The following is a 19,282-nucleotide window of genomic DNA, read 5'->3' on the forward strand; positions in this document are numbered from 1 at the left end:
TAGAAAACCCGCGTGCTTTCTACGACACGCGGGTTTGTCAGCAGCGAAGACTGACGGGTTTACTCTGCCGGCACCGCAGTGGCTTCGTGGGTCAGAGGATAGCTGAGCTTGTTCAGCATCTCTTTCGGACAGACCTGAAGGAAGTTCGCCTTTTCAACATCCCAATGCTGCAGGATATCGGCGGCTTTGCGGCTGAAGGTTTCGGTCTGATGCGCCTGAACCAGCGATTTCAACTGGTTTTCCCAATGGTCAACCGTCACCGGACAGGTCACCAGCGTTTCCTTGTTCATCAGCTTTTCTGCCTTACCTTCCGGGTCGTAGAGATAGGCCATGCCACCGGTCATGCCTGCGCCAAAGTTGGCACCGATATCGCCCAGGATCACCGCAACACCGCCCGTCATGTATTCACACCCGTTCGAGCCGCAGCCTTCGATCACGACCTTTGCGCCCGAGTTCCGAACCGCAAAACGCTCTCCGGCGCGTCCGGCAGCAAACAGGTGACCGTCGGTGGCGCCATACAGAACCGTGTTACCGATGATGGTGTTTTCATCCGCCTTCAACGGGCTGACCTGCGGCGGTCGCACCACAATGGTGCCGCCCGACAGGCCCTTGCCGACATAGTCGTTGGCATCGCCCGATACCTCAAGCTTCAGACCCGGTGCAGCAAATGCCCCCAGCGACTGCCCGGCCGAACCTTGCAGCTTTACATGCAGGTGGTCGGGCTGGAAGGTATTCCGCATACCGAAGTTCTGAACGATATGGCTTGAGACGCGGGTGCCCACAGTCCGATGCGTGTTCTGCACCGCGTAAGACAGCTGCATCTTTTCGCCGTCTTTCAGGAACCGCGCGGCATCGCGGACGATCTCAGCATCCAGCGTATCCGGCACCGCGTTGCGGTCTTTATCCCTGTTGTAAACGATGTCTTGCGCGCCATCTACGGTGATCAAAAGCGGGTTGAGATCCAGATCGTCCAGATGCGCCGAGCCACGGCTGACCTGTGCCAACAAATCCGCGCGCCCGATCACTTCGTCCATGGACCGCGCGCCAAGGCTGGCCAATAGTTCGCGCACTTCCTGCGCATAGAAGGTGATCAGGTTGACCACTTTATCCGCGTTCCCCGTGAACTTGGCGCGCAGGGATTCATCCTGCGTACAGACACCAACCGGACAAGTGTTCGACTGACACTGACGCACCATGATACAGCCCATCGCGATCAGAGCGGCCGTACCGATGCCGTATTCCTCGGCCCCCATCATCGCAGCCATGACAATATCGCGCCCGGTACGCAGACCGCCATCGGTTCGCAGCGTGACGCGATCCCTCAGGTTGTTCATCGCCAGAACCTGATGCGCTTCGGTCAGGCCCATCTCCCAAGGGAGACCAGCGTATTTGATCGAGGTCGCGGGCGAGGCACCTGTGCCGCCATTGTGACCCGAAATAAGGATAATATCCGCTTTTGCCTTGGCGACACCGGCGGCAATCGTGCCAACGCCAGACGACGCCACCAGCTTAACCGTCACCTTGCAGCGCGGGTTGATCTGTTTCAGGTCATAGATCAACTGCGCCAGATCCTCGATCGAGTAGATGTCGTGGTGCGGCGGCGGCGAGATCAGGGTTACACCCTTGGTCGAGTGACGCAGCCGCGCGATCAGGTCAGTGACCTTCATGCCGGGCAGCTGGCCACCCTCACCGGGTTTTGCACCTTGGGCGACCTTGATTTCCAACTCTTCACATTGGTTCAGATATTCTGCGGTCACGCCAAACCGGCCCGAGGCCACTTGTTTGATCTTGGCCGACGGGTTGTCGCCATTCGGCTCCGGAACGAAATGCGCCGGGTCTTCACCACCTTCACCGCTGTCGGATTTGGCACCGATCCGATTCATCGCCACGTTCAACGTCTTGTGCGCCTCGGGCGACAGCGCGCCCAGCGACATGCCCGGCGTGACAAAACGTTTACGGATCGAGGTGATCGACTCGACCTCTTCAATCGGCACCGGCTTGCCCAGCGGTTTGAAATCCATCAGATCACGTAGGTGGATCGGTGGGTTCGACTGCATTTTGGCCGAGTATTGCTTCCACAACTCATAAGACGCGCGGTTGCAGGCCATTTGCATCATATGCATCGACGTTGCTTCCCACGCGTGGGTCTCACCCGATGTCCGGGCTTTGTAAAAGCCCCCTATGGGCAGCACGTCCAAACCGCTCTCCCAGCCTTTGGCGTGGATTTCTTCGACCTTGGTCTGAATACCGGTGACGCCGATCCCGGATATCCGGCTGGTCATGCCCGGGAAATACTCGGCAACCATGGCGCGGCTCAGACCGACGGCTTCAAAGTTCAGACCGCCACGATACGAGGAAATCACCGAAATCCCCATCTTGGCCATGATCTTCAGGAGGCCCTGGTCGATGGCTTCACGATAGCGCGCGACGTTTTCCGTCAATGTGCCATCCAGCAAACCGCGATCAATACGGTCCGCCAGCGAATCCTCGGCCAGATAGGCGTTTACAACGGTTGCACCGCAGCCGATCAGTACGGCGAAATAGTGCGGGTCCACACATTCGGCCGCGCGAACATTCAACGAGCAGAAGGTCCGCAGCCCCTGACGGGTCAAATGCGAATGCACGGCGCTGGTCGCCAGGATCATCGGCATCGCGACGCGTCCTGATCCCGAGTTCATGTCAGACAGCACCAGATGCCCCGCGCCCGAGCGCACGGCTTCTTCTGCTTCGGCTCTAACACGGGTTAAAGCGGCGCTAAGTGCACCCCGTCCAGGTTCAAAACTACAATCGATCTCAGCCAGCGGAGCGTTAAAGTTCTCAACCAGTTTGTCCCACTGCGCATTGCCAACAAAGGGGCTTTCCAGCACGATGATCTCGGTCTGGCTGCTGTCCTCGTCCAACACGTTCTTAAGGTTTCCAAACCGCGTTTTCAGCGACATCACCCGGTATTCACGCAGTGAGTCAATTGGCGGGTTGGTCACCTGACTAAAGTTCTGGCGGAAGAAATGGCTCAGCGGGCGGTATTGCTTGGACAGGACGGCCGACGGCGTATCGTCACCCATCGAGGCAATGGATTCTTTTCCGTCCTCAGCCATTGGGGCAAGAATCTGCTCTAGCTCCTCAACCGAATAGCCAGCTGCAATCTGACGCTTGCGCAGTTCTTCACCTGAGAAAATCGGCACTTCGGTCACACCGGCCAGCGACTCGTCCAGATCGTTGATCTTGCTGACCCATTCGCCAAAAGGCAACGCGCGCGCCAGCTTGTCCTTGATCTGCTTGTCGCGGTACAGCTTGCCCTTTTTCATATCGACCGCAAGCATTTGACCCGGTCCCAACGCGCCTTTTTCGGTCACGCTGGCCTCGTCAATCGGCACCATGCCTGCTTCCGAACCCGCGATGACCAGACCATCGCCGGTCACGACATAGCGCATCGGGCGCAGGCCATTGCGGTCCAGGCCGGCACAAACCCAGCGCCCGTCGGTCATCGCCAGCGCGGCGGGGCCATCCCAAGGCTCCATCACCGAGTTGCAGTAGGAATACATATCGCGCCAGGCCTGTGGCAGTTCCACCGCCTGCTTGGACCAGCTTTCGGGCACCAACATGGTTTTAGCCATCGGGGCCGAACGACCAGCACGCACAAGAACCTCGAAAACCGAGTCTAATGCAGCTGAATCCGAAGACCCACCGGCGATAATCGGCTTGATGTCTTCGGCATAGTCGCCAAAGGTCGCCGACGCCATGCGGATTTCATGGCTTTTCATCCAGTTGATGTTGCCCTTCAGCGTATTGATCTCACCGTTATGGGCCAACATGCGGAACGGTTGCGCCAGCCACCATTGAGGGAACGTGTTGGTCGAATAGCGCTGGTGATAGATCGCAAAATTCGATTCAAACCGCTCATCCATCAGATCGGGGTAGAAGACCGCAACCTGCTCGGCCAGCATCATGCCCTTGTAGATGATCGAACGGCAGGACAGCGATGCAAGATACAGACCCGAAATGCCCGAAGCGATGGCTGCTTTTTCAATGCGACGGCGGATGACGTAAAGCTCACGCTCAAACGTCTCTTCATCCACACCCTTGGAGTTCGAGATCAGGATCTGCTCAATCTCGGGCCGGGTCGCGTTGGCCTTTTCGCCAAGACAGGTCACATCCACCGGCACGTGGCGCCAGCCATAGATGTAATAGCCCATGCGCAGAACTTCGGTTTCCACAATCGTTCGGCACCGTTCCTGCGCACCAAAATCGGTGCGGGGCAAGAACACCTGACCGACCGCAATCAGCTCACCCATGTTCGGTTCATGACCAGTGCGGCGTATCTGGTCGTAAAAGAAGGGAACCGGGATCTGAACGTGGATACCCGCGCCGTCGCCTGTTTTACCATCGGCATCCACCGCACCACGGTGCCAGATCGCCTTGAGCGCGTTGATCCCGGCATCCACAACCTTGCGCGATGGCTTGCCATCAATCGATACAACAAGCCCGACACCACAGGATGAATGTTCTTCCTGCTCGGAATAGAGACCGTTTTCCGCCATCCATTTGCGCTTGGCTTCTTCGGCCTGCACCCAATTGGCATCATATTTGGTCATTGGCTGTCTCCTTCTTCCGAGGGGGCATACATGGCTTCAACCTCGGCTTTGGTCATTTGCTGGCGCTCACCCGCGAACGCGTAACCCTCGGGTTTCTTGTCGATATAAAGTTCAAGTTTCAGCGGGTGGTCGATGTCTTCGAAAAGGCCCGCCGCCATTTGTGTGTGTCCATACATCTCACCCGGCAGTGTGATCCGGTACCACAGGGCCGACCCACATTCGGAGCAGAAGGCGCGTTCTGCCCAGTCCGACGAGGTAAAGGTCTTGACCGGACCCAGAGCGGCATAGCCATGCTCGGCCGGGAACGTGATCAGCATCGAACTGGTCCAGCGGCGGCATTGGTCGCAATGGCACGCACCAAGCGCATCACGCGCCGGGGTCGCGGTAACGGTGACCGCGCCGCACATACATTGGCCTTGCAATTCGGACACTCCGTTCCTCCTGCCGCTGAGCGTGACTGTTACTCGGCCGCGATTGCAGCCTTGCTGTTGAACGTGTCGATGATCGCATTGGCACAGTCGCGCCCGTCCCGGATCGCCCAAACAACCAAAGACGCGCCGCGCACGATGTCACCAATCGCGTAGACGCCATCCATCTCGGTCGCACCGGTCTGGAAGGCGGCCTTGACGGTTCCCCATCGTGTTACGGGCAGGTCTGGCTGTCCGAACAGAGTGGGCAGATCCTCGGGCTCGAAGCCCAGCGCCTTGATCACAAGATCCGCTTCTTCGACATAATCCGCACCTTCGATAACTTCAGGCGCCTGACGACCCGAGGCATCGGGCTGACCCAGCCGCATCTTTTGCACCATCACACCGGTGACGTTGTCATCGCCGGTGAATCCTTTGGGCGCGCTGAGCCATTCAAAGATTACGCCTTCTTCCTCGGCGTTCTGTGTCTCGCGTTGCGAACCGGGCATGTTGGCGCGGTCACGGCGATACAGGCATTTGACCGAGGTCGCGCCTTGGCGGATAGATGTGCGCACACAGTCCATCGCAGTGTCCCCGCCGCCGATCACGACAACCTTTTTGCCCTTGGCATTCAGACGTCCGTTGTCGAAATCCTCAACCACGTCGCCAAAGCTCTTGCGGTTCGAGGCGGTCAGGAAATCGATAGCCTTTTCAATGCCATCCAATCCGCTGCCCGGCATGGAAAGATCACGCGACTTGTATACGCCCGTGGCGATGATCACGGCGTCATGCTTGGCACGGATTTCGTCGAACTTGGCCGCGTCCACGTCGCAATTCAGAACAAACTCAACCCCACCGTCAGCCAGCAGATCATTGCGGCGCTGCACGATATCCTTTTCCAGTTTAAATCCCGGTATGCCATACATCAACAGACCGCCAGCGCGATCATAGCGATCATAGACCGTGACCTGAATCCCGGCACGACGCAGCATATCCGCAGCCGCCAGACCACCGGGGCCGCCACCAATGATCCCAACACTCTCGCTGCGCTCGGACGACGGCGAAACGGGCATGACCCAGCCCTTGTCCCACGCCGTATCAGTTATGTATTTCTCGATTGAGCCAATGGTAACCGTCCCATGACCCGATTGCTCGATCACGCAGTTGCCTTCGCACAGACGGTCCTGCGGGCAGATACGGCCGCAAATTTCCGGGAAGGTATTCGTGGCTTGGCTGGTCTGATAGGCCTCTTGCAACCGTCCCGTTGCGGTCAGGCGCAGCCAGTCCGGAATGTTGTTGTGCAGCGGACAGTGCGACTGGCAATATGGAACACCACACTGACTGCAGCGGCTGGCCTGTTCTTCCGCTTTGGCCGAAGCGTATTCGGCATAAATTTCGTCAAAGTCGTCTTTGCGGTCATCGGCGGCACGCTTTTCGGGCATGACACGATCGATCTGGACAAATTTCAGCATCGCTTGCTTGGCCACGGGTCGGACTCCATGAATTGGCTTGGTCGCGCCTGTTTACGGGATACGTTCTGATATTAAAAGTCAATTATACTTACCTATTTTAAAAAAATGCAGGGCTGCGGTAAAAAATTTTGAAGAAAAGTATGTTTTTAATGTCCGATTCGGACCTATTTACATGCTTTCCTTTTTCACACCACACTTATACCCATTGCTCGCAACTATTACGTGACGGCAACACGGCAGGTTAAATGAGTTTATTTCAGTTGATTCTCGCGGCGATTATTCAGGGTATCACCGAATTTTTGCCCGTCTCATCATCGGGTCACCTGATCCTCTTGCCCAACCTGACCGGCCTGGATGACCAAGGGCTTGCAATCGATGTCGCGGTGCATGTTGGAACGCTGGGTGCAGTGGTTTTTTATTTTTGGTCCGATGTAAAACAACTCATTGCGGGTCTGCCGCGCGCCCTGACAGGACGAATTGATACCCCGCAGGCACGCTTGGCGATGAGTTTGATCATAGCAACCATTCCCACCGTTATCGTTGGGGCCATCCTGTTCAAAACCGGTTTCAGCCAGTCCCTTCGTTCAATGGCAGTCATCGGATGGACAATGTTGGGCTTCGGGCTTTTGCTGTATTGGATGGACCAGAAAGGCCCGCAAGCCAAAAAGACCAGCGACTGGGGTTTGCGGGATGCAATGATCATGGGGCTGTGGCAAGTGCTGGCATTGATCCCCGGCACTTCGCGTTCAGGAATCACGATTACCGGCGCACGGCACCTTGGCTACAAGCGGGAAGACGGCGCGCGGCTTGCAATGTTGATGTCAATCCCCGCAATTGCGGCGTCGGGCGTGTTGCTGTCGGCTGATGTCATCCGCGAGGCGGATACACAACTGGCCAAAGATGGCGCAATCGCCGCCCTCTTCGCATTTGTTTCGGCTCTTTTGGCCCTTAGCCTGATGATGCGACTGTTGCGAAGCGTCAGCTTTACACCCTACGTCATCTACCGCGTAATTCTGGGCGCGATCCTTTTAGTGATTGCGTATAGCTGATTAGGATCGCAGGTTGTCAGCCGACTTCTGAATCTCATTATACTGGCCCGAGGGGCGGAACTTCCACAGATAGTCCGGGAGTACAGACTCCAGCGTCGCAGGAGCAATGCCCAGATCCGCAAAGCTTTTAACGCCATCGGCCACCACATTGTCCCGTCGCAGGTTTTTTAATTGATCACGGGTCAAGATGGGATTGGAGAACAACTGGAACGTTACGAATTTCAAAAAATCGAGCACGTTCGCCATGATCCATGCCGTCCAGAAGGGTATACCGACAATTACACGTCGGCGATTGATCACGTCCAGCATCTGCTGCATCAATGCGCGGAAAGTTTTTACCTCGGGTCCGCCTAACTCATAGACGCCACCTTCAGCCTGACCCAGCACGCCCATTACTGCGGCCTTGGCCACATCATCCACGTAAACCGGTTGAAACCTGGTCTCGGCCCCGACCAAGGGCAGCAGCGGCCCCATACGCGCCATTCCGGCAAAACGGTTAAAGAACTGGTCTTCTGTTCCAAAAATAATCGACGGGCGCAGGATCACCGCGTTTGGCATATGCGCCAGCACACCGGCCTCACCATCCGCCTTGCTGCGGGCATATGCGCTGTTCGATCCGGCATCCGCACCAATCGCCGAGATGTGCACCATGCGCTCAACACCTTGGTCAGCGGCAACACGTGCTATGCGCGCCGCGCCGTCAGCCTGCACCGCATCGAACGCGTTCTTCCCCAGTTCGTTCAGAACGCCCACACAGTTTACCACGGCATCGGCGCCATGCATCACGGCTGCAACAGACGCATCGTCGCGGATATTGCACAGCACGGGTTCGACCTGTCCCACCACGCCGTACGGCTTGACAAACATCGCCTCATTCGGGCGCCGCACGGCAACCCGCACGCGCCATCCTTCGTTTGCCATACGCCGAGCGATATACCGACCGACAAATCCCGATCCGCCATAAATCGTGACCAGTTTGGACATGCGAGGGCTCCTACTGACTGGTTTTGACCTGAATTAGCGCTCAAAGCCCTCGCAAACAAGGCGCAATAACGCCGCGAACATGCGAAAACTCGACAGGCTGTGAACCAACGTGGTTGTGTGACAAAAAACTTAAAAAAACTTCCCGAATCCGGTTGACGCCCCTCGCCAGTAGGCTTAAACGCCCCTCCACGACACCTGCCCAGGTGGCGGAATTGGTAGACGCGCTAGCTTCAGGTGCTAGTGTCCGTATGGACGTGGAGGTTCGAGTCCTCTCCTGGGCACCAAATTTCCATTTGATCTCTAAGCAAGTTCTAAAAGTTTGAATGGATTTGTGAGTTACGGAATTCAAACTCCTTTACTTCTACTGAATTCAAGAAATTTGCTAAAAACGAATTTTATGTGGGCTCGTTTTTTGTACCCAAATATCAATTTATCTATATATCACAGTGACTTGCAGAATAGTATTGAGAACCCGAACACTTCATCCAGAGCGCGATCTAGTATTCGGCGCTGACCCGCACTTTGATTGAGTTTCGCTTTTCCAGTTCAATTTCCGAAATTCGCTTCGCGTAGCCTACAGCAGCCGCACTGTTTCGAGACTGAACCAACGCAGCCAAAGGCGCTAACCTTCTCATCTGGGTCTTAAACCCGGATTCCCGGCCATCTTACTTTTATCTGGCGCGGGTCAGTTCACTCTCTGCCTCAGCTAAAGACGCTGCCTCGTCCTCGCCAACGGCAAGGACGGCGGTCTCGGGCGTGACGCCACGGGCCGGAGCGCTGACACGAAACGCTGTTTTCTCACTCTCAGGCACGGCGGATTTGGCAAAGATGCGCCAGATAGTAAAAGCGATCATCAGGCAATGCGCGGCAACCGTCGTCATGAACAGCCCCTGCGGCCCAACGCCAGCCATGGCCACACCAGCGATCAACGGGCCAATAATCGAACCCAGGCCAAAAACCATCAGCAAACCACCTGAAACCTGGATCGAGGTGCCCGCCGGCGCATGGTCATTCGCGTGGGCGACGATAACCGGGTACATCGAAAAAATCGCTGCACCAAACGCGCCGACAAGAACAAGGTTCATGAACTGGGACTCCGGTACTAGGATGACGAATGCCAAATCAGATGCAAGGGCCAGTACAGCCGTGAAAAGCAGGACCTTCCGTCGGTCCATGCGGTCACTGATAAATCCGATTGGCAACTGCGCCAGGGCACCGGCCAGAACGGGGATACTCGCAAACAACGCAATGGCCGTAAGTGACAGGCCCACGCGGTCTGCATAGACGGCAGCCAACGTGCCGAAAGCCGCATTCGAAATCCCGACAAGAAAAACCGCTGCGACCGCAACGGGTGAGTTTCGCCACAGCGCGGGCAGGTCTAGCCTTACGGATGTCAGCGGTGCGGGCGAAGCCGAGGTGGACAAGGCGGTTGGAATAAGAGCCAGGCAATACACGATTGCTCCGATCGCAAAAAAGACAAATCCTGTTGCGTCGCCTAGAGAGATAGCCATTTGTCCGGCTGTAACTGCCCCTAAATTCACCATCGTATACACGCCGAAAATCGTTCCGCGGCTGTTGGGCGCAACCCGGTCATTCAGCCACGATTCAACGATCATCGCAGCGCCGGCAAAACAAAATCCAGAGAGTGCGCGGGTCGGTATCCACGCCCATGCGTTGATGAATATGGCTTGAAACAGGATCGTTACTGCAGCCAGCGCGCACATCACACCAAAGGTGCGTATATGACCGACGGCCCCGACCAGCCTTGGGACGACAAGACATCCGCCAACATAGCCGATGGCCCATCCCGTTCCCAAAAGACCAAGAGCGCTTGGGGAAAAGCCCTCCATTGATCCCCTAACCGGGAGGATGAGGCCGTGCACGCCACCCGCGAACAAAAGAAGACCCGATCCAAAAAGCAAGGATGAGATGGGAAAAAGATGTCGGACCATGCTGTACAGATTAACGGGCAGCGGGCCGTTGAGAAACATGAAAACGTTCCAAAGGGCACCTGTTGCCAATGTTTAAACTTTGAAAAATACTCTTGTATTTTCACCGTGTCGATCAACCGACGCCTCATGACATCAGCACGATTGCGGTAAGTCAGAAGCTGGAAAGAAGCAACCAAAAACGCTGGTGACAAAGCGCTCTGAATGATACGCGATGAGCCAGAAGGTTTTCCGATTTTGATGCGTTGTAGGGACCAAAGTGCAAAGTGCGTAGGTATACGTCGGAAGTCCGTGAATGTCCTATTCTCAGTCTGACCTTTGCAAAAGCAGCACCAGGTCAATGAAAGGCAAGACCTGAAATTGCCGACAAATAGTGCCCAGGTGGTCTTCTCACCGCTTAAAAGGCGGTGAGAGACTGTCGTGCGCGCGATCTAGATAGCTTTTCAACTGTGAAATTGCTCGTGTTCTAACCAACTAGATTGCGAACACTTTCTGTATACCGAACGGCGCAACGTCAGGATGCCACGACAGCTTTCAGCATCCAAACCGCCTCTTCATGTTTGACCATGCGCGCATTCATCAGGTCTTCGGTCGCTCCGTCGCCGTGCCGTGATGCAAGTGCCGCCGTTTCCCGCAGGTTGCGCACAATTCTTTCGTTATCGGCAATCAACTGCTTTATCATTCCATGCGCGTCCTTTACGGTCTCTTCTTCCGCCAACGTCGCTTGGCTTATCATGTCCGTGAATGAAATCGGCGCAATATGACCCAAGGCGCGGATACGTTCCGCCAATTCGTCGACCGCCTCAAAAAGGTCACGATACTGACGCTCGGTCAGCTCATGTATCGGTAAAAACAGCGGACCTACGACATTCCAATGGCACCCTTGGGTTTTCACCATCAGCAGCATGCTGTCGGCCAGCACTTCAGTGACGGCATTGGCGATCCAAGTGTTTTTGCCGATGCCCGTATCGTGGGTTTGGTCTTGCGCTTCGGGTTTCAGAACTTGATACGTCATATTCAATCCTTTTTGTTGACCAGCTGTCGTCAACATGGATGTGGATTATATTAAAATCAAATAAAAACATATGCTTAACAGACGTATACGCCATCAGCCACCCAGGTTCATGAGGCGCCATGAACAAGATGTCGAACAGCGCTGACGCATGCGGTTGTAGAAATGGAGATGCCCTGTCATACATATTTGGAGTAAGTGACGTATGTAATTGAGGGTGTTTCAGTGTCTGACCAATCCCGGCCGCCGAAAAGAACTGAAAAACTCCAGCTGATGCTAGACTTGGAAGAGCTGAAAGCGATCGATGACTGGCGGTTTGAAAACCGTTTGCCATCCAGAGCAGCCGCAATTCGCGAGCTTATCCGCAGAGGGCTCATCTCGCAGGAGTTTGATGAACCTCCGACCGATGCGGCGTCTGGTGAGTTCCGTGTTACGGATGAATAAGGCAAAACGTTTTGCCTGACCCTCGCCGACTGTTTTCTCAAAAGCTGAAAACTGGTCAACGGGCCGTTCACTGACCTTCATTAATAATTGCGTATCGCCTTAATTTCAGGCGTTTGGCCGATCCGAGGGTTTGCGAGCCATGCCCCTGAGCACCGCCAGTTCAAGCTCATCCTCTTCATGGATGCGCGCAAGGATTTCCTTGCTGCTCACCACGGTCAACGGGTCACCGCGCCTCGTAATTACAAGATTGCGGACCTCGTGCTTGGCCATCAAGTTTAGAGCGGTGGACAGCTTAGCGCCAGTCGGACAGGCAACCGGGTTTTCGGTCATCCAATCATTTACGGTTTGCTCGTAAAAAGACGAGCCGGAATCCGCAAGGCACAGAAGGATATCATGATCCGTGATAATTCCGGCCAGTTGCCCATCCTCAATAACAGCCAACGCGTTGACTTCGAGAAGGGCCATCGTCACGGCTGCATCAAAAACGGTTGTGTCGGTATCACAGAAGGGGCGACGCTTGAATTTCTGCGCGTCAACTATGCTGGCGATGGTCATGGCTATGCCTCATTTGAGAGTTCTCGGTTCATGGCACCATTTCAGAATAACACGGGACGACATCCCGCGCCCCGTGTCATTCTAAACGATCATGTACCGTTTTTGGCTCACCAACGCCTCCCACGCGGCAAGCACAATCAGAACCGAACCGGACACCCACGCATTGGCCGCAGCCATATGGTGTCCGGTGAAACCCAGAACCATTGGCATCGCAATCAAAACACCCCCTGTCGCCACGACCGGAGCCACCCGCATGAAAAGGTGGCCTTGGGTAGCTCTGCTGCAAATGAGCAGGATGCCAAATCCGAAGGTCATGAAAACAAGCATTTCCCGATCAGCCAAGCCCCGTAGCAGAACCTCTTGGCTGAACAGAAGAAATGGAGACATGACCAACCAGATACCCAACGCTGCAAGCATCCACCTGTAGGGTGGGATTGGCTTTCTCATAGCTTGATCGCCCCTGGCTTACTGATCGGTAATGGACGCAGGCAGAAGGTCGGCCTCAACGGCGGCCAACAATTCGACTTCGTTGATGAAACCATCTGCGTTCGCGTCTATATCAAGGAAAATATCCTCGGTTATCTGAGGATACTTCGTCTGCAGCTCTGCCAAAGACGCAAGCCCGTCGCCATCCATATCGGGATCGGCAGGTACGGCGAACGCAGGCAGCGCGAACAGTGGTGAGAGCAGAGTAACAATTGAAACTCGACCCATTTTTGGTCTCCGGGAAACATGGGCAGCTTGCCCGTTTCAGGGTTGGTGTAGCACGCTGGTGTCGGTGCATAACCGGGTGTTCAGGTTGCAACCGCTCCGCAGCCCGGAATCTCCACTACAAAATGAACTCCGTTGATTGGTGTTCCGATCTGTGGGGGCACTTTTGCGCTACGCCGGCACTATGCCACAGTCGTATCGTATTGAATAACGAATTTATTTCGTCGATAATATCGGATATTCAAATAGGTGAACCTTGGATATTGAGCTTGCCCGAACATTTCTGGCCGTTGTTGAAACAGGCACCTTTTTTGATGCGGCAAACAAGGTGCATGTTACGCAATCGACGGTCAGTATGCGCATTCGAACGCTCGAGCAACAGCTGGGACAGGCGGTCTTTGAACGTGGCAAATCGGGCGCAACCCTAACACCGGCAGGGCGGCATTTTTTGAAACATGCTCAGGTCCTTGTGCGTACCTGGACGCAGGCAAAACTGGATGCGGGCCTGCCCGTGACAATGGCCGCCGCGCTAGAAATCGGGGCCGCTCCCAGCCTTTGGGACGGGTACCTCATCGAGGCCCTACCCGATCTAATGGCAGCACTGCCAGATGTCGCGATACGGGCATCGGCTGCGTCCCCTCAAACCCTGTCGCGCGAGATTTCAGAGGGCGGCCTTGACCTTGCTATCATGTACCGCCCTCGCAAAGCCTCCGGCCTCTCTGCCCTTCAACTTTTTCAGGATGAGTTTGTCCTGGTGAGTAGTGGACCACATGCACTGCCCACCGAGCTGGGTGAAGCATACGTTCTGATAGATTGGGGTCCGGAATTCCGGGCTGACCATTTGCTGAATTTTCCCGAACTTGATGCGCCACGCCTGCAATTGGGGATTGGTACACTTGGCCTTCAGTACCTGAGGTCTGTGCCCTCGGCCGGTTATTTTCCGCGGCGTGTTGTTGAACCGGCACTGAGTGAAGGCTGGTTAAGCCTGATCGAGGAAGCGCCCCGATTTGCATATGCTGCCTACGCGGTATTCGACGAGGGCGAGGAAGAAGGATTTCCGGGGCAAGCCGCAAGACGGCTTCTCAACGCTGCAAAAGCCGTTGAAACCGCACCACGTAGGGGACGGCAGATCGGTAATTAAGAACCTCTGATATGTTCGAAGCACAAAGATCACCTGCCACATGGGGCAAATCCTGCGGCCTTTAATCCATCATTTGGACATGGGGCAGATACGTCCAATCGAAACCTGCCTGTGTGCGTCTGCTCCCCTTGGTGCGCTAAACCGTCGCTATTTTCGGTTCCTCACCGGACTTCTCAACAGCGCTCGCTATCTGCTGTCAGATCAATAATCGAGAGACCGCTATGAAAACGACATTGCTCGCTATTGCACTCAGTGTGGCATCTGCCGCACCTGCGCTTGCTGACATCATCGAGATCGAGATGTTGAACAAGAACGAGGACGGAGACCGAATGATCTTCAGCCAGGAACTGATCCGTGCCGAAGTCGGTGACATTATCCGTTTCGTTCCAACTGACAAGTCACACAACGCTCAATCCGTAAAAGACGCGCTTCCCGAAGGACAGGAACCGTTCCGAGGACGCGTGAACCAGGCAATTGAGTACGAAGTAACAAAAACCGGCCTTACTGCTGTTGTGTGCTTGCCGCATCAGGCCATGGGTATGGTCGCATTGGTTGTAGTCGGGGATGACCTCTCAAATGCCGATGACATCCTGAACGCACGCGTGCCCGGAAAAGGTGGCGATAAGCTTGAGGCACTGGTGGAAGAAGCAAAGTCTTTGATCACCTCCGACGAAAGCAGCACTGATCAAAGCAGCTAAAGAAACGGCACAAATGGCAGCGGGACGCACAGGTCCTGCTGAACGATGGACGGAGAACCCAAAGCAGTTATCAGCAACACAAGGAAGGAATGACATGCCGAGCGACATGACGGTAAACTCAAACACATCGAAACGTCAGGGACTTGCACAAGTGGTCTACACGATTGGGCGGCGCAAGGGCCGTGTGCCCGGATTCGATTGGAGTGATCGCATCGCGCACTGGACAATCCGCATCCCACTTGCGGGGCTACTGTTCTACTACGGCCAACAAAAGTTTCCGTCCGTGTTCACGTCACCGGGGGATTTTGGCGTACCGGCTGCATTGTACATCCTTGCCGCATTTGCGGAAATTTTTGGCGCTGCCGCACTGATCGTGGGTGGTGTAATCGAAACGTTCAGACCGCAACTGGGTAAGTTCCGGCTTGCTGGCGATGCCCTGACCCGTCTTGGCGGCTTTGCAGGTGTGGCGGCTGTTACCGGGGTAATCATTTATTTTTACTGGGGTGCGCTTACAATTGCTGACCTTCAGGTCATGGCGTTGGGTCTGTCAGCATTCATGCTTCTGCGCGGCAACAAATACGGGCGCAAAGCCACACAGCGCGCCTGATGAAGCCAGCATATCCCTAAACAGCTATATCCAAAGTCCGACGTGCACGCCGCGTCGGGCCTTCTGTAAGGTGACGGTCACCTCTCAGAGCATGAGATCTCTGCGATTTTTCGCGCGGGGTACCGCTTGATGCAAAGATCAGTGCAATACAATTGACAAAGTTCGCAAGCAGAGAAGCACTTACCCTGCGCAACGGTCGTATCATATGGCCTCTAACCACCGGATCAGGGCTGCTGTCGTATCATCGGGTTTTTCCAAAGTAGGCAGGTGCCCGGCCTCTTCGATGATTTCCAATGAGCTGTTTGGCAGCAATTCATGCATCAACCTGTGCCGCTCGACCGGGCACAGGCCATCCTCGCGCCCGCACAGAACCAGTGCGGGACCGGTATAGGCTTTCAAGGTCTCACTCTGGTCGGGGCGATCCATCAAAGCGCGGGATTGGCGCAGGAATACATCGGCGCCAAGATTCATCGCCATGGCCATGCACAGGTCAAGGATGGCACCCCGGTCGGGGCCATCGGCCAGGTAATTGGGCTTCATCTCATCCCGCATCACCTGGCGCAGTTGGCCCGCCTTCACCGCAGCCATCAGCGGCCCGCGACGCGCCTTGACCTGCGTCTTTTCGGCCAGCGGGTTGGTGTCCAGCAGGGCCAACCGTTCAACCCGCTCTGGTGCCTGCCGCACCACCTCCATCGCCACGATGCCACCCATGGAGAGACCCGCCAGCGCGAAAACCGGGGGCGCATTGGACAAAACTTCGGCCGCCATGGCCTGCACGCTGTCCTGCGCCGAAAGTGGAAAGGTCATCAATGGCCGCGAACCCGACAGTGCGGCGATCTGCGGCTGAAACAACCGCGCGTCGCACATCATTCCGGGTAAAAGAACCAGCGGAGTCATGCCCGGGCCAGCTTTGCGCCCTCGGACAATGCTGTCAGCTTGGCATAAGCGATGTCCGGATCAACCGCACCAAAGCCCGCGAAGGTGCCAAAACCGCAATCACTGCCTGCGATAACCCGGTCAGCGCCGACGATATCGGTGAACCGTTCAATCCGCTGCGCCACCAGTTCGGGATGCTCGACAAAGTTCGTCGTGGTGTCGACGACACCGGGAACCAGAACCTTGTCGTCGGGAATCTCACCCTTGCGGTCACGGAACACCGTCCATTCATGCGCATGGCGCGGGTTCGAGGTTTCGAACAACACATAGCGAGATTTGGTGTTCATCAGCGTCGAGAACACCTTCTCCATGGCGATATCGCAGCAATGCGGGCCTTCGTAGTTTCCCCAACAGATATGCACCCGCACCCGATCCTGCGGTACATTCTGCAACGCATGGTTCAGCGCCTCGACATGCATATCCGCGATCTTGACGAATTCCTCGTCTGTCAGATCGGTGAACAGCATATGGCGTGACAGGGCAAGGTCGGGACAATCCAATTGGATATCCAGACCGGCGGCCACGATGGTTTCGTATTCATCCTTCATCGCATCCGCCAACGCGGCCAGATAAGCCTCACGCGTTGGGTAGAAATCATTTTGCAGGAAAAGCGAAATCACGCCCGGAGATGCCGCGTTCATGAACCCGCGCTCGGCCCCGTGCTGCGCCATGGCAGCCTTGAGGTTGGCGATATCCTTCTCAAGCTCTCCCTGCCCTTTCGAGCGCACCTCGCCCGTGCATTGTGGCCGCGCGTATTTAGGTGTGCCACCGTCATCGGCCAGCCGTTTCAGAAAGCCGGGGAACATCTTCAGATCAGCCGGAGCATTGCGCGGGCTGTCGCCTGAAAACCCAGTATAGCGATCCTTGACATAGGTGGCGTAGGATATCTTTGAGGTCTCGCCATCACTGACGATGTCCACGCCCGCCTCAACCTGTTTGCGCACAGTCTCGGAAACGGCTTTCGACATGCTCGCGTCAAAAGCGGCCTGATCGAAAGGCTCTTCACGTTCGCGGGCAAAGATAAAATCGACCACCTCTTGCGAGCGTGGCAAAGACCCGACATGTGTTGTTTTTACAGGCATGGCCCCTCCGTTATATCTTGCGCGCCATCAGAACTGTATGGCTTTGGGTTTCCGGATCTTTTGCCAGAAAGCCGGTCATAATCATCCCGTTTTCCTCAAGACAAGTCGCATAGCCTGCGGGCGAAAGGGACGCGTGATACACCGCCTCACCGCCGACTGTGCCGTGTTCCTCACCGGCACTTGGGCCTACGGTCAGCATCAGCATACCGCCCGAACGCAGATGGCGTGACATTCGTGCGATACAGCTTGTCTGCTCATCAGCCGTCAGGTGGAAAAAGCTGTTCCAGGCGATGATCCCATCAAAGGTCTGGTTCAACTCAAAATCGCGCATATCCGCCTGCCGCCAATCGCAATCGGGCCAACGGCTTTGGGCAATCTCTAGCATGGCGTCCGAGAAATCAACGCCGGTGACAGTGAACCCCTCGGCCATGAACCAGCGCGCGATGGGTTCGCCCGTGCCGCAGCCCAGATCCAGAACGTGATCACCGGGTTTCAGACTGGCGGTGAAGCGCGCAAGCCAGCGCGCTTCGAACAGAACCCGCGAGCGTTGCTCATCATAGGTTCTGGCCTGCCGGTCATAGACGGCGCGGGTATTGTCGGGATCAAGCGTCATCCGGCCCAGGTGGCCCCGGCGGGATCGTCGGTTGCCGTGATCCGATACAGACCTGCCTGCCCGGTCATGGAGGGCGCTACGCTGTATGCCTCGCCCGGCATGACCAGCGCGGTATCACCGTTGGACAATACCGTCTCGTACCCGTCGACAGAGATGCGCCAATGGCCACTGGCTGGCATCAGAACCACTGGCTTATCGGCCTTGACCGCTTCGGTGACGGACGAGCCACGGGTCAGGAAATCAACCTCAAAACCCGGTTTGTCTTTGATAAGGCCGGTTTCGCCGATCACCAGCGCCGGTTTGTCTGCTGCCAGCGCCATCAGGTCCCAGTATCGGGCCACGTATTTGCCAACCACGGCATCGACTGGAACCTCGGGATAGTTTTTCAACTCTTCTTCCGTCAGCACGGGCATCGGGCGGACATTGTGCGGCAGTTCCTGACCCTTCTTGCTGTCGTACAAGACGCCATTGTCACCCAGCATCAGACCATGCGCCTGCGCGTCTTGGATCACCTGCGGCGCCCATGTGACACCCCCGCCCGCATCATCGCCACCAAGGATCGACATGATCATCCCATAGTCCTGACCCACATTTTCGAAACCACGGAAGATGCCGGTAGGAATGTTGAAAATGTCGCCCTCTTCAGCAATGAACTCACCCGCCGTCCCATAGCGGCCCCAGAAAAACCGCCAGCGGCCTTTGGCAACGAAAAACACCTCGGCCGTGGTGTGGCTGTGCAGCGAGTTGCGGCATTTCGGCGGCTGACCCGCCGCACCGATGTTAAAGCCGATCTTGTCGGTAATATGCACGTGCTGATCCGGCGATTCCGACACGCCACCACCGATAATGGTGAAGTTTTCCTTTTGATCGCTGCCCGGCGTATGCGCATCGATAAAGGCGGTTTTACAGGGCTGCAATTCGCCATAGCGGACGATGCGTTGTTGAATGGTGCTCATGACTGTGTCTCCTTGGGATTGAGGGGTGTGTTGGGATCAATTCCCACCCCCGGAGGACGATTGTTCAGACGCCG

18 protein-coding genes and 1 tRNA gene are annotated in these 19,282 nt (G+C 55.9%); 6 read left to right on the plus strand and 13 right to left on the minus strand.

Annotated elements, in window-relative coordinates; genetic code table 11:
* Positions 1–59: 59 nt before the first annotated feature.
* Genes gltB through LCM21_RS14450 form a run of 3 tightly spaced genes read right to left on the minus strand, consistent with a single transcriptional unit; the run spans position 60 to position 6,486 of the window.
* Positions 60–4,592: a glutamate synthase large subunit gene (gltB, locus tag LCM21_RS14440; protein ID WP_224891234.1), complete on the minus strand. Its 4,533-nt coding sequence runs from the start codon at positions 4,590–4,592 to the stop codon at positions 60–62.
* Complete coding sequence (locus LCM21_RS14445; protein WP_224891235.1) at positions 4,589–5,023, minus strand: GFA family protein; 435 nt, start codon at positions 5,021–5,023, stop codon at positions 4,589–4,591. The genes gltB and LCM21_RS14445 overlap by 4 nt, the downstream gene beginning before the upstream one ends.
* Before the next feature lie 29 nt (positions 5,024–5,052).
* A complete protein-coding gene (locus LCM21_RS14450) occupies positions 5,053–6,486 on the minus strand; it encodes an NAD(P)-dependent oxidoreductase (RefSeq protein ID WP_224891236.1) in 1,434 nt (477 codons plus the stop codon).
* Between the two features lie 230 nt (positions 6,487–6,716).
* On the opposite strand from LCM21_RS14450, the gene LCM21_RS14455 reads away from it, so the two are divergent.
* On the plus strand, positions 6,717–7,520 hold the full coding sequence (locus LCM21_RS14455; RefSeq protein WP_224891237.1) for an undecaprenyl-diphosphate phosphatase: 804 nt from the start codon (positions 6,717–6,719) through the stop codon (positions 7,518–7,520).
* Here the strand turns inward: LCM21_RS14455 and LCM21_RS14460 are convergent, their stop codons facing one another.
* Complete coding sequence (locus tag LCM21_RS14460; RefSeq protein WP_224891238.1) at positions 7,521–8,504, minus strand: complex I NDUFA9 subunit family protein; 984 nt, start codon at positions 8,502–8,504, stop codon at positions 7,521–7,523.
* A 197-nt stretch (positions 8,505–8,701) separates the two neighbouring features.
* On the opposite strand from LCM21_RS14460, the gene LCM21_RS14465 reads away from it, so the two are divergent.
* Positions 8,702–8,788: transfer RNA gene (locus tag LCM21_RS14465), tRNA-Leu, on the plus strand.
* A 387-nt stretch (positions 8,789–9,175) separates the two neighbouring features.
* Here the strand turns inward: LCM21_RS14465 and LCM21_RS14470 are convergent.
* Both LCM21_RS14470 and LCM21_RS14475 read right to left on the minus strand, forming a co-directional pair.
* On the minus strand, positions 9,176–10,495 hold the full coding sequence (locus LCM21_RS14470; protein ID WP_319003919.1) for an MFS transporter: 1,320 nt from the start codon (positions 10,493–10,495) through the stop codon (positions 9,176–9,178).
* Between the two features lie 472 nt (positions 10,496–10,967).
* Entirely contained in the window at positions 10,968–11,468 is a 501-nt protein-coding gene (locus tag LCM21_RS14475) for a Dps family protein (RefSeq protein ID WP_224891239.1), read from the minus strand.
* A gap of 270 nt (positions 11,469–11,738) precedes the next feature.
* Here LCM21_RS14475 and LCM21_RS14480 point away from each other — a divergent pair, with 270 nt between their 5' ends.
* Positions 11,739–11,909, plus strand: coding sequence for a hypothetical protein (locus LCM21_RS14480; protein WP_224891240.1), 171 nt, complete (start codon positions 11,739–11,741; stop codon positions 11,907–11,909).
* Between the two features lie 105 nt (positions 11,910–12,014).
* Here the strand turns inward: LCM21_RS14480 and LCM21_RS14485 are convergent, their stop codons facing one another.
* From LCM21_RS14485 to LCM21_RS14495, 3 genes are all read right to left on the minus strand, one after another.
* Positions 12,015–12,464 (minus strand): CBS domain-containing protein, encoded by a 450-nt coding sequence (locus LCM21_RS14485; protein WP_224891241.1) that lies wholly within the window; start codon positions 12,462–12,464, stop codon positions 12,015–12,017.
* Positions 12,465–12,545: 81 nt separating this feature from the next.
* Entirely contained in the window at positions 12,546–12,911 is a 366-nt protein-coding gene (locus LCM21_RS14490) for a hypothetical protein (protein ID WP_224891242.1), read from the minus strand.
* Positions 12,912–12,929: 18 nt separating this feature from the next.
* Positions 12,930–13,178 carry an EF-hand domain-containing protein gene (locus LCM21_RS14495; RefSeq protein ID WP_224891243.1) on the minus strand — a complete coding sequence of 83 codons (249 nt, stop codon included), beginning with the start codon at positions 13,176–13,178 and terminating at the stop codon, positions 12,930–12,932.
* 253 nt (positions 13,179–13,431) lie between these two features.
* Between LCM21_RS14495 and LCM21_RS14500 the strand changes: the two genes are divergently transcribed.
* The 3 genes from LCM21_RS14500 to LCM21_RS14510 all read left to right on the plus strand — a co-directional run bounded on the left by LCM21_RS14500 (position 13,432) and on the right by LCM21_RS14510 (position 15,621).
* Positions 13,432–14,316: a LysR family transcriptional regulator gene (locus tag LCM21_RS14500; RefSeq protein WP_224891244.1), complete on the plus strand. Its 885-nt coding sequence runs from the start codon at positions 13,432–13,434 to the stop codon at positions 14,314–14,316.
* Positions 14,317–14,537: 221 nt separating this feature from the next.
* Positions 14,538–15,014 carry a plastocyanin/azurin family copper-binding protein gene (locus tag LCM21_RS14505; RefSeq protein ID WP_224891245.1) on the plus strand — a complete coding sequence of 159 codons (477 nt, stop codon included), beginning with the start codon at positions 14,538–14,540 and terminating at the stop codon, positions 15,012–15,014.
* A gap of 94 nt (positions 15,015–15,108) precedes the next feature.
* Complete coding sequence (locus tag LCM21_RS14510) at positions 15,109–15,621, plus strand: hypothetical protein (protein WP_224891246.1); 513 nt, start codon at positions 15,109–15,111, stop codon at positions 15,619–15,621.
* 201 nt (positions 15,622–15,822) lie between these two features.
* Here the strand turns inward: LCM21_RS14510 and LCM21_RS14515 are convergent, their stop codons facing one another.
* The 4 genes from LCM21_RS14515 to LCM21_RS14530 are packed head-to-tail and all read right to left on the minus strand — an operon-like array spanning position 15,823 to position 19,208.
* Positions 15,823–16,518, minus strand: coding sequence for an alpha/beta fold hydrolase (locus LCM21_RS14515; protein WP_224891247.1), 696 nt, complete (start codon positions 16,516–16,518; stop codon positions 15,823–15,825).
* Positions 16,515–17,639: a cobalamin-independent methionine synthase II family protein gene (locus LCM21_RS14520; protein WP_224891248.1), complete on the minus strand. Its 1,125-nt coding sequence runs from the start codon at positions 17,637–17,639 to the stop codon at positions 16,515–16,517. The genes LCM21_RS14515 and LCM21_RS14520 overlap by 4 nt, the downstream gene beginning before the upstream one ends.
* 10 nt (positions 17,640–17,649) lie before the next feature.
* Positions 17,650–18,252: a class I SAM-dependent DNA methyltransferase gene (locus tag LCM21_RS14525; protein ID WP_224891249.1), complete on the minus strand. Its 603-nt coding sequence runs from the start codon at positions 18,250–18,252 to the stop codon at positions 17,650–17,652.
* The gene (locus LCM21_RS14530; protein WP_224891250.1) at positions 18,249–19,208 is read right to left on the minus strand and encodes a cupin domain-containing protein; all 960 of its coding nucleotides are present in this window, start codon (positions 19,206–19,208) and stop codon (positions 18,249–18,251) included. Before LCM21_RS14530 ends, LCM21_RS14525 begins: the two co-directional genes overlap by 4 nt.
* Positions 19,209–19,282 lie beyond the last annotated feature (74 nt).

Source organism: Ruegeria profundi, from assembly GCF_020171505.1.
Classification (GTDB): domain Bacteria; phylum Pseudomonadota; class Alphaproteobacteria; order Rhodobacterales; family Rhodobacteraceae; genus Ruegeria; species Ruegeria profundi.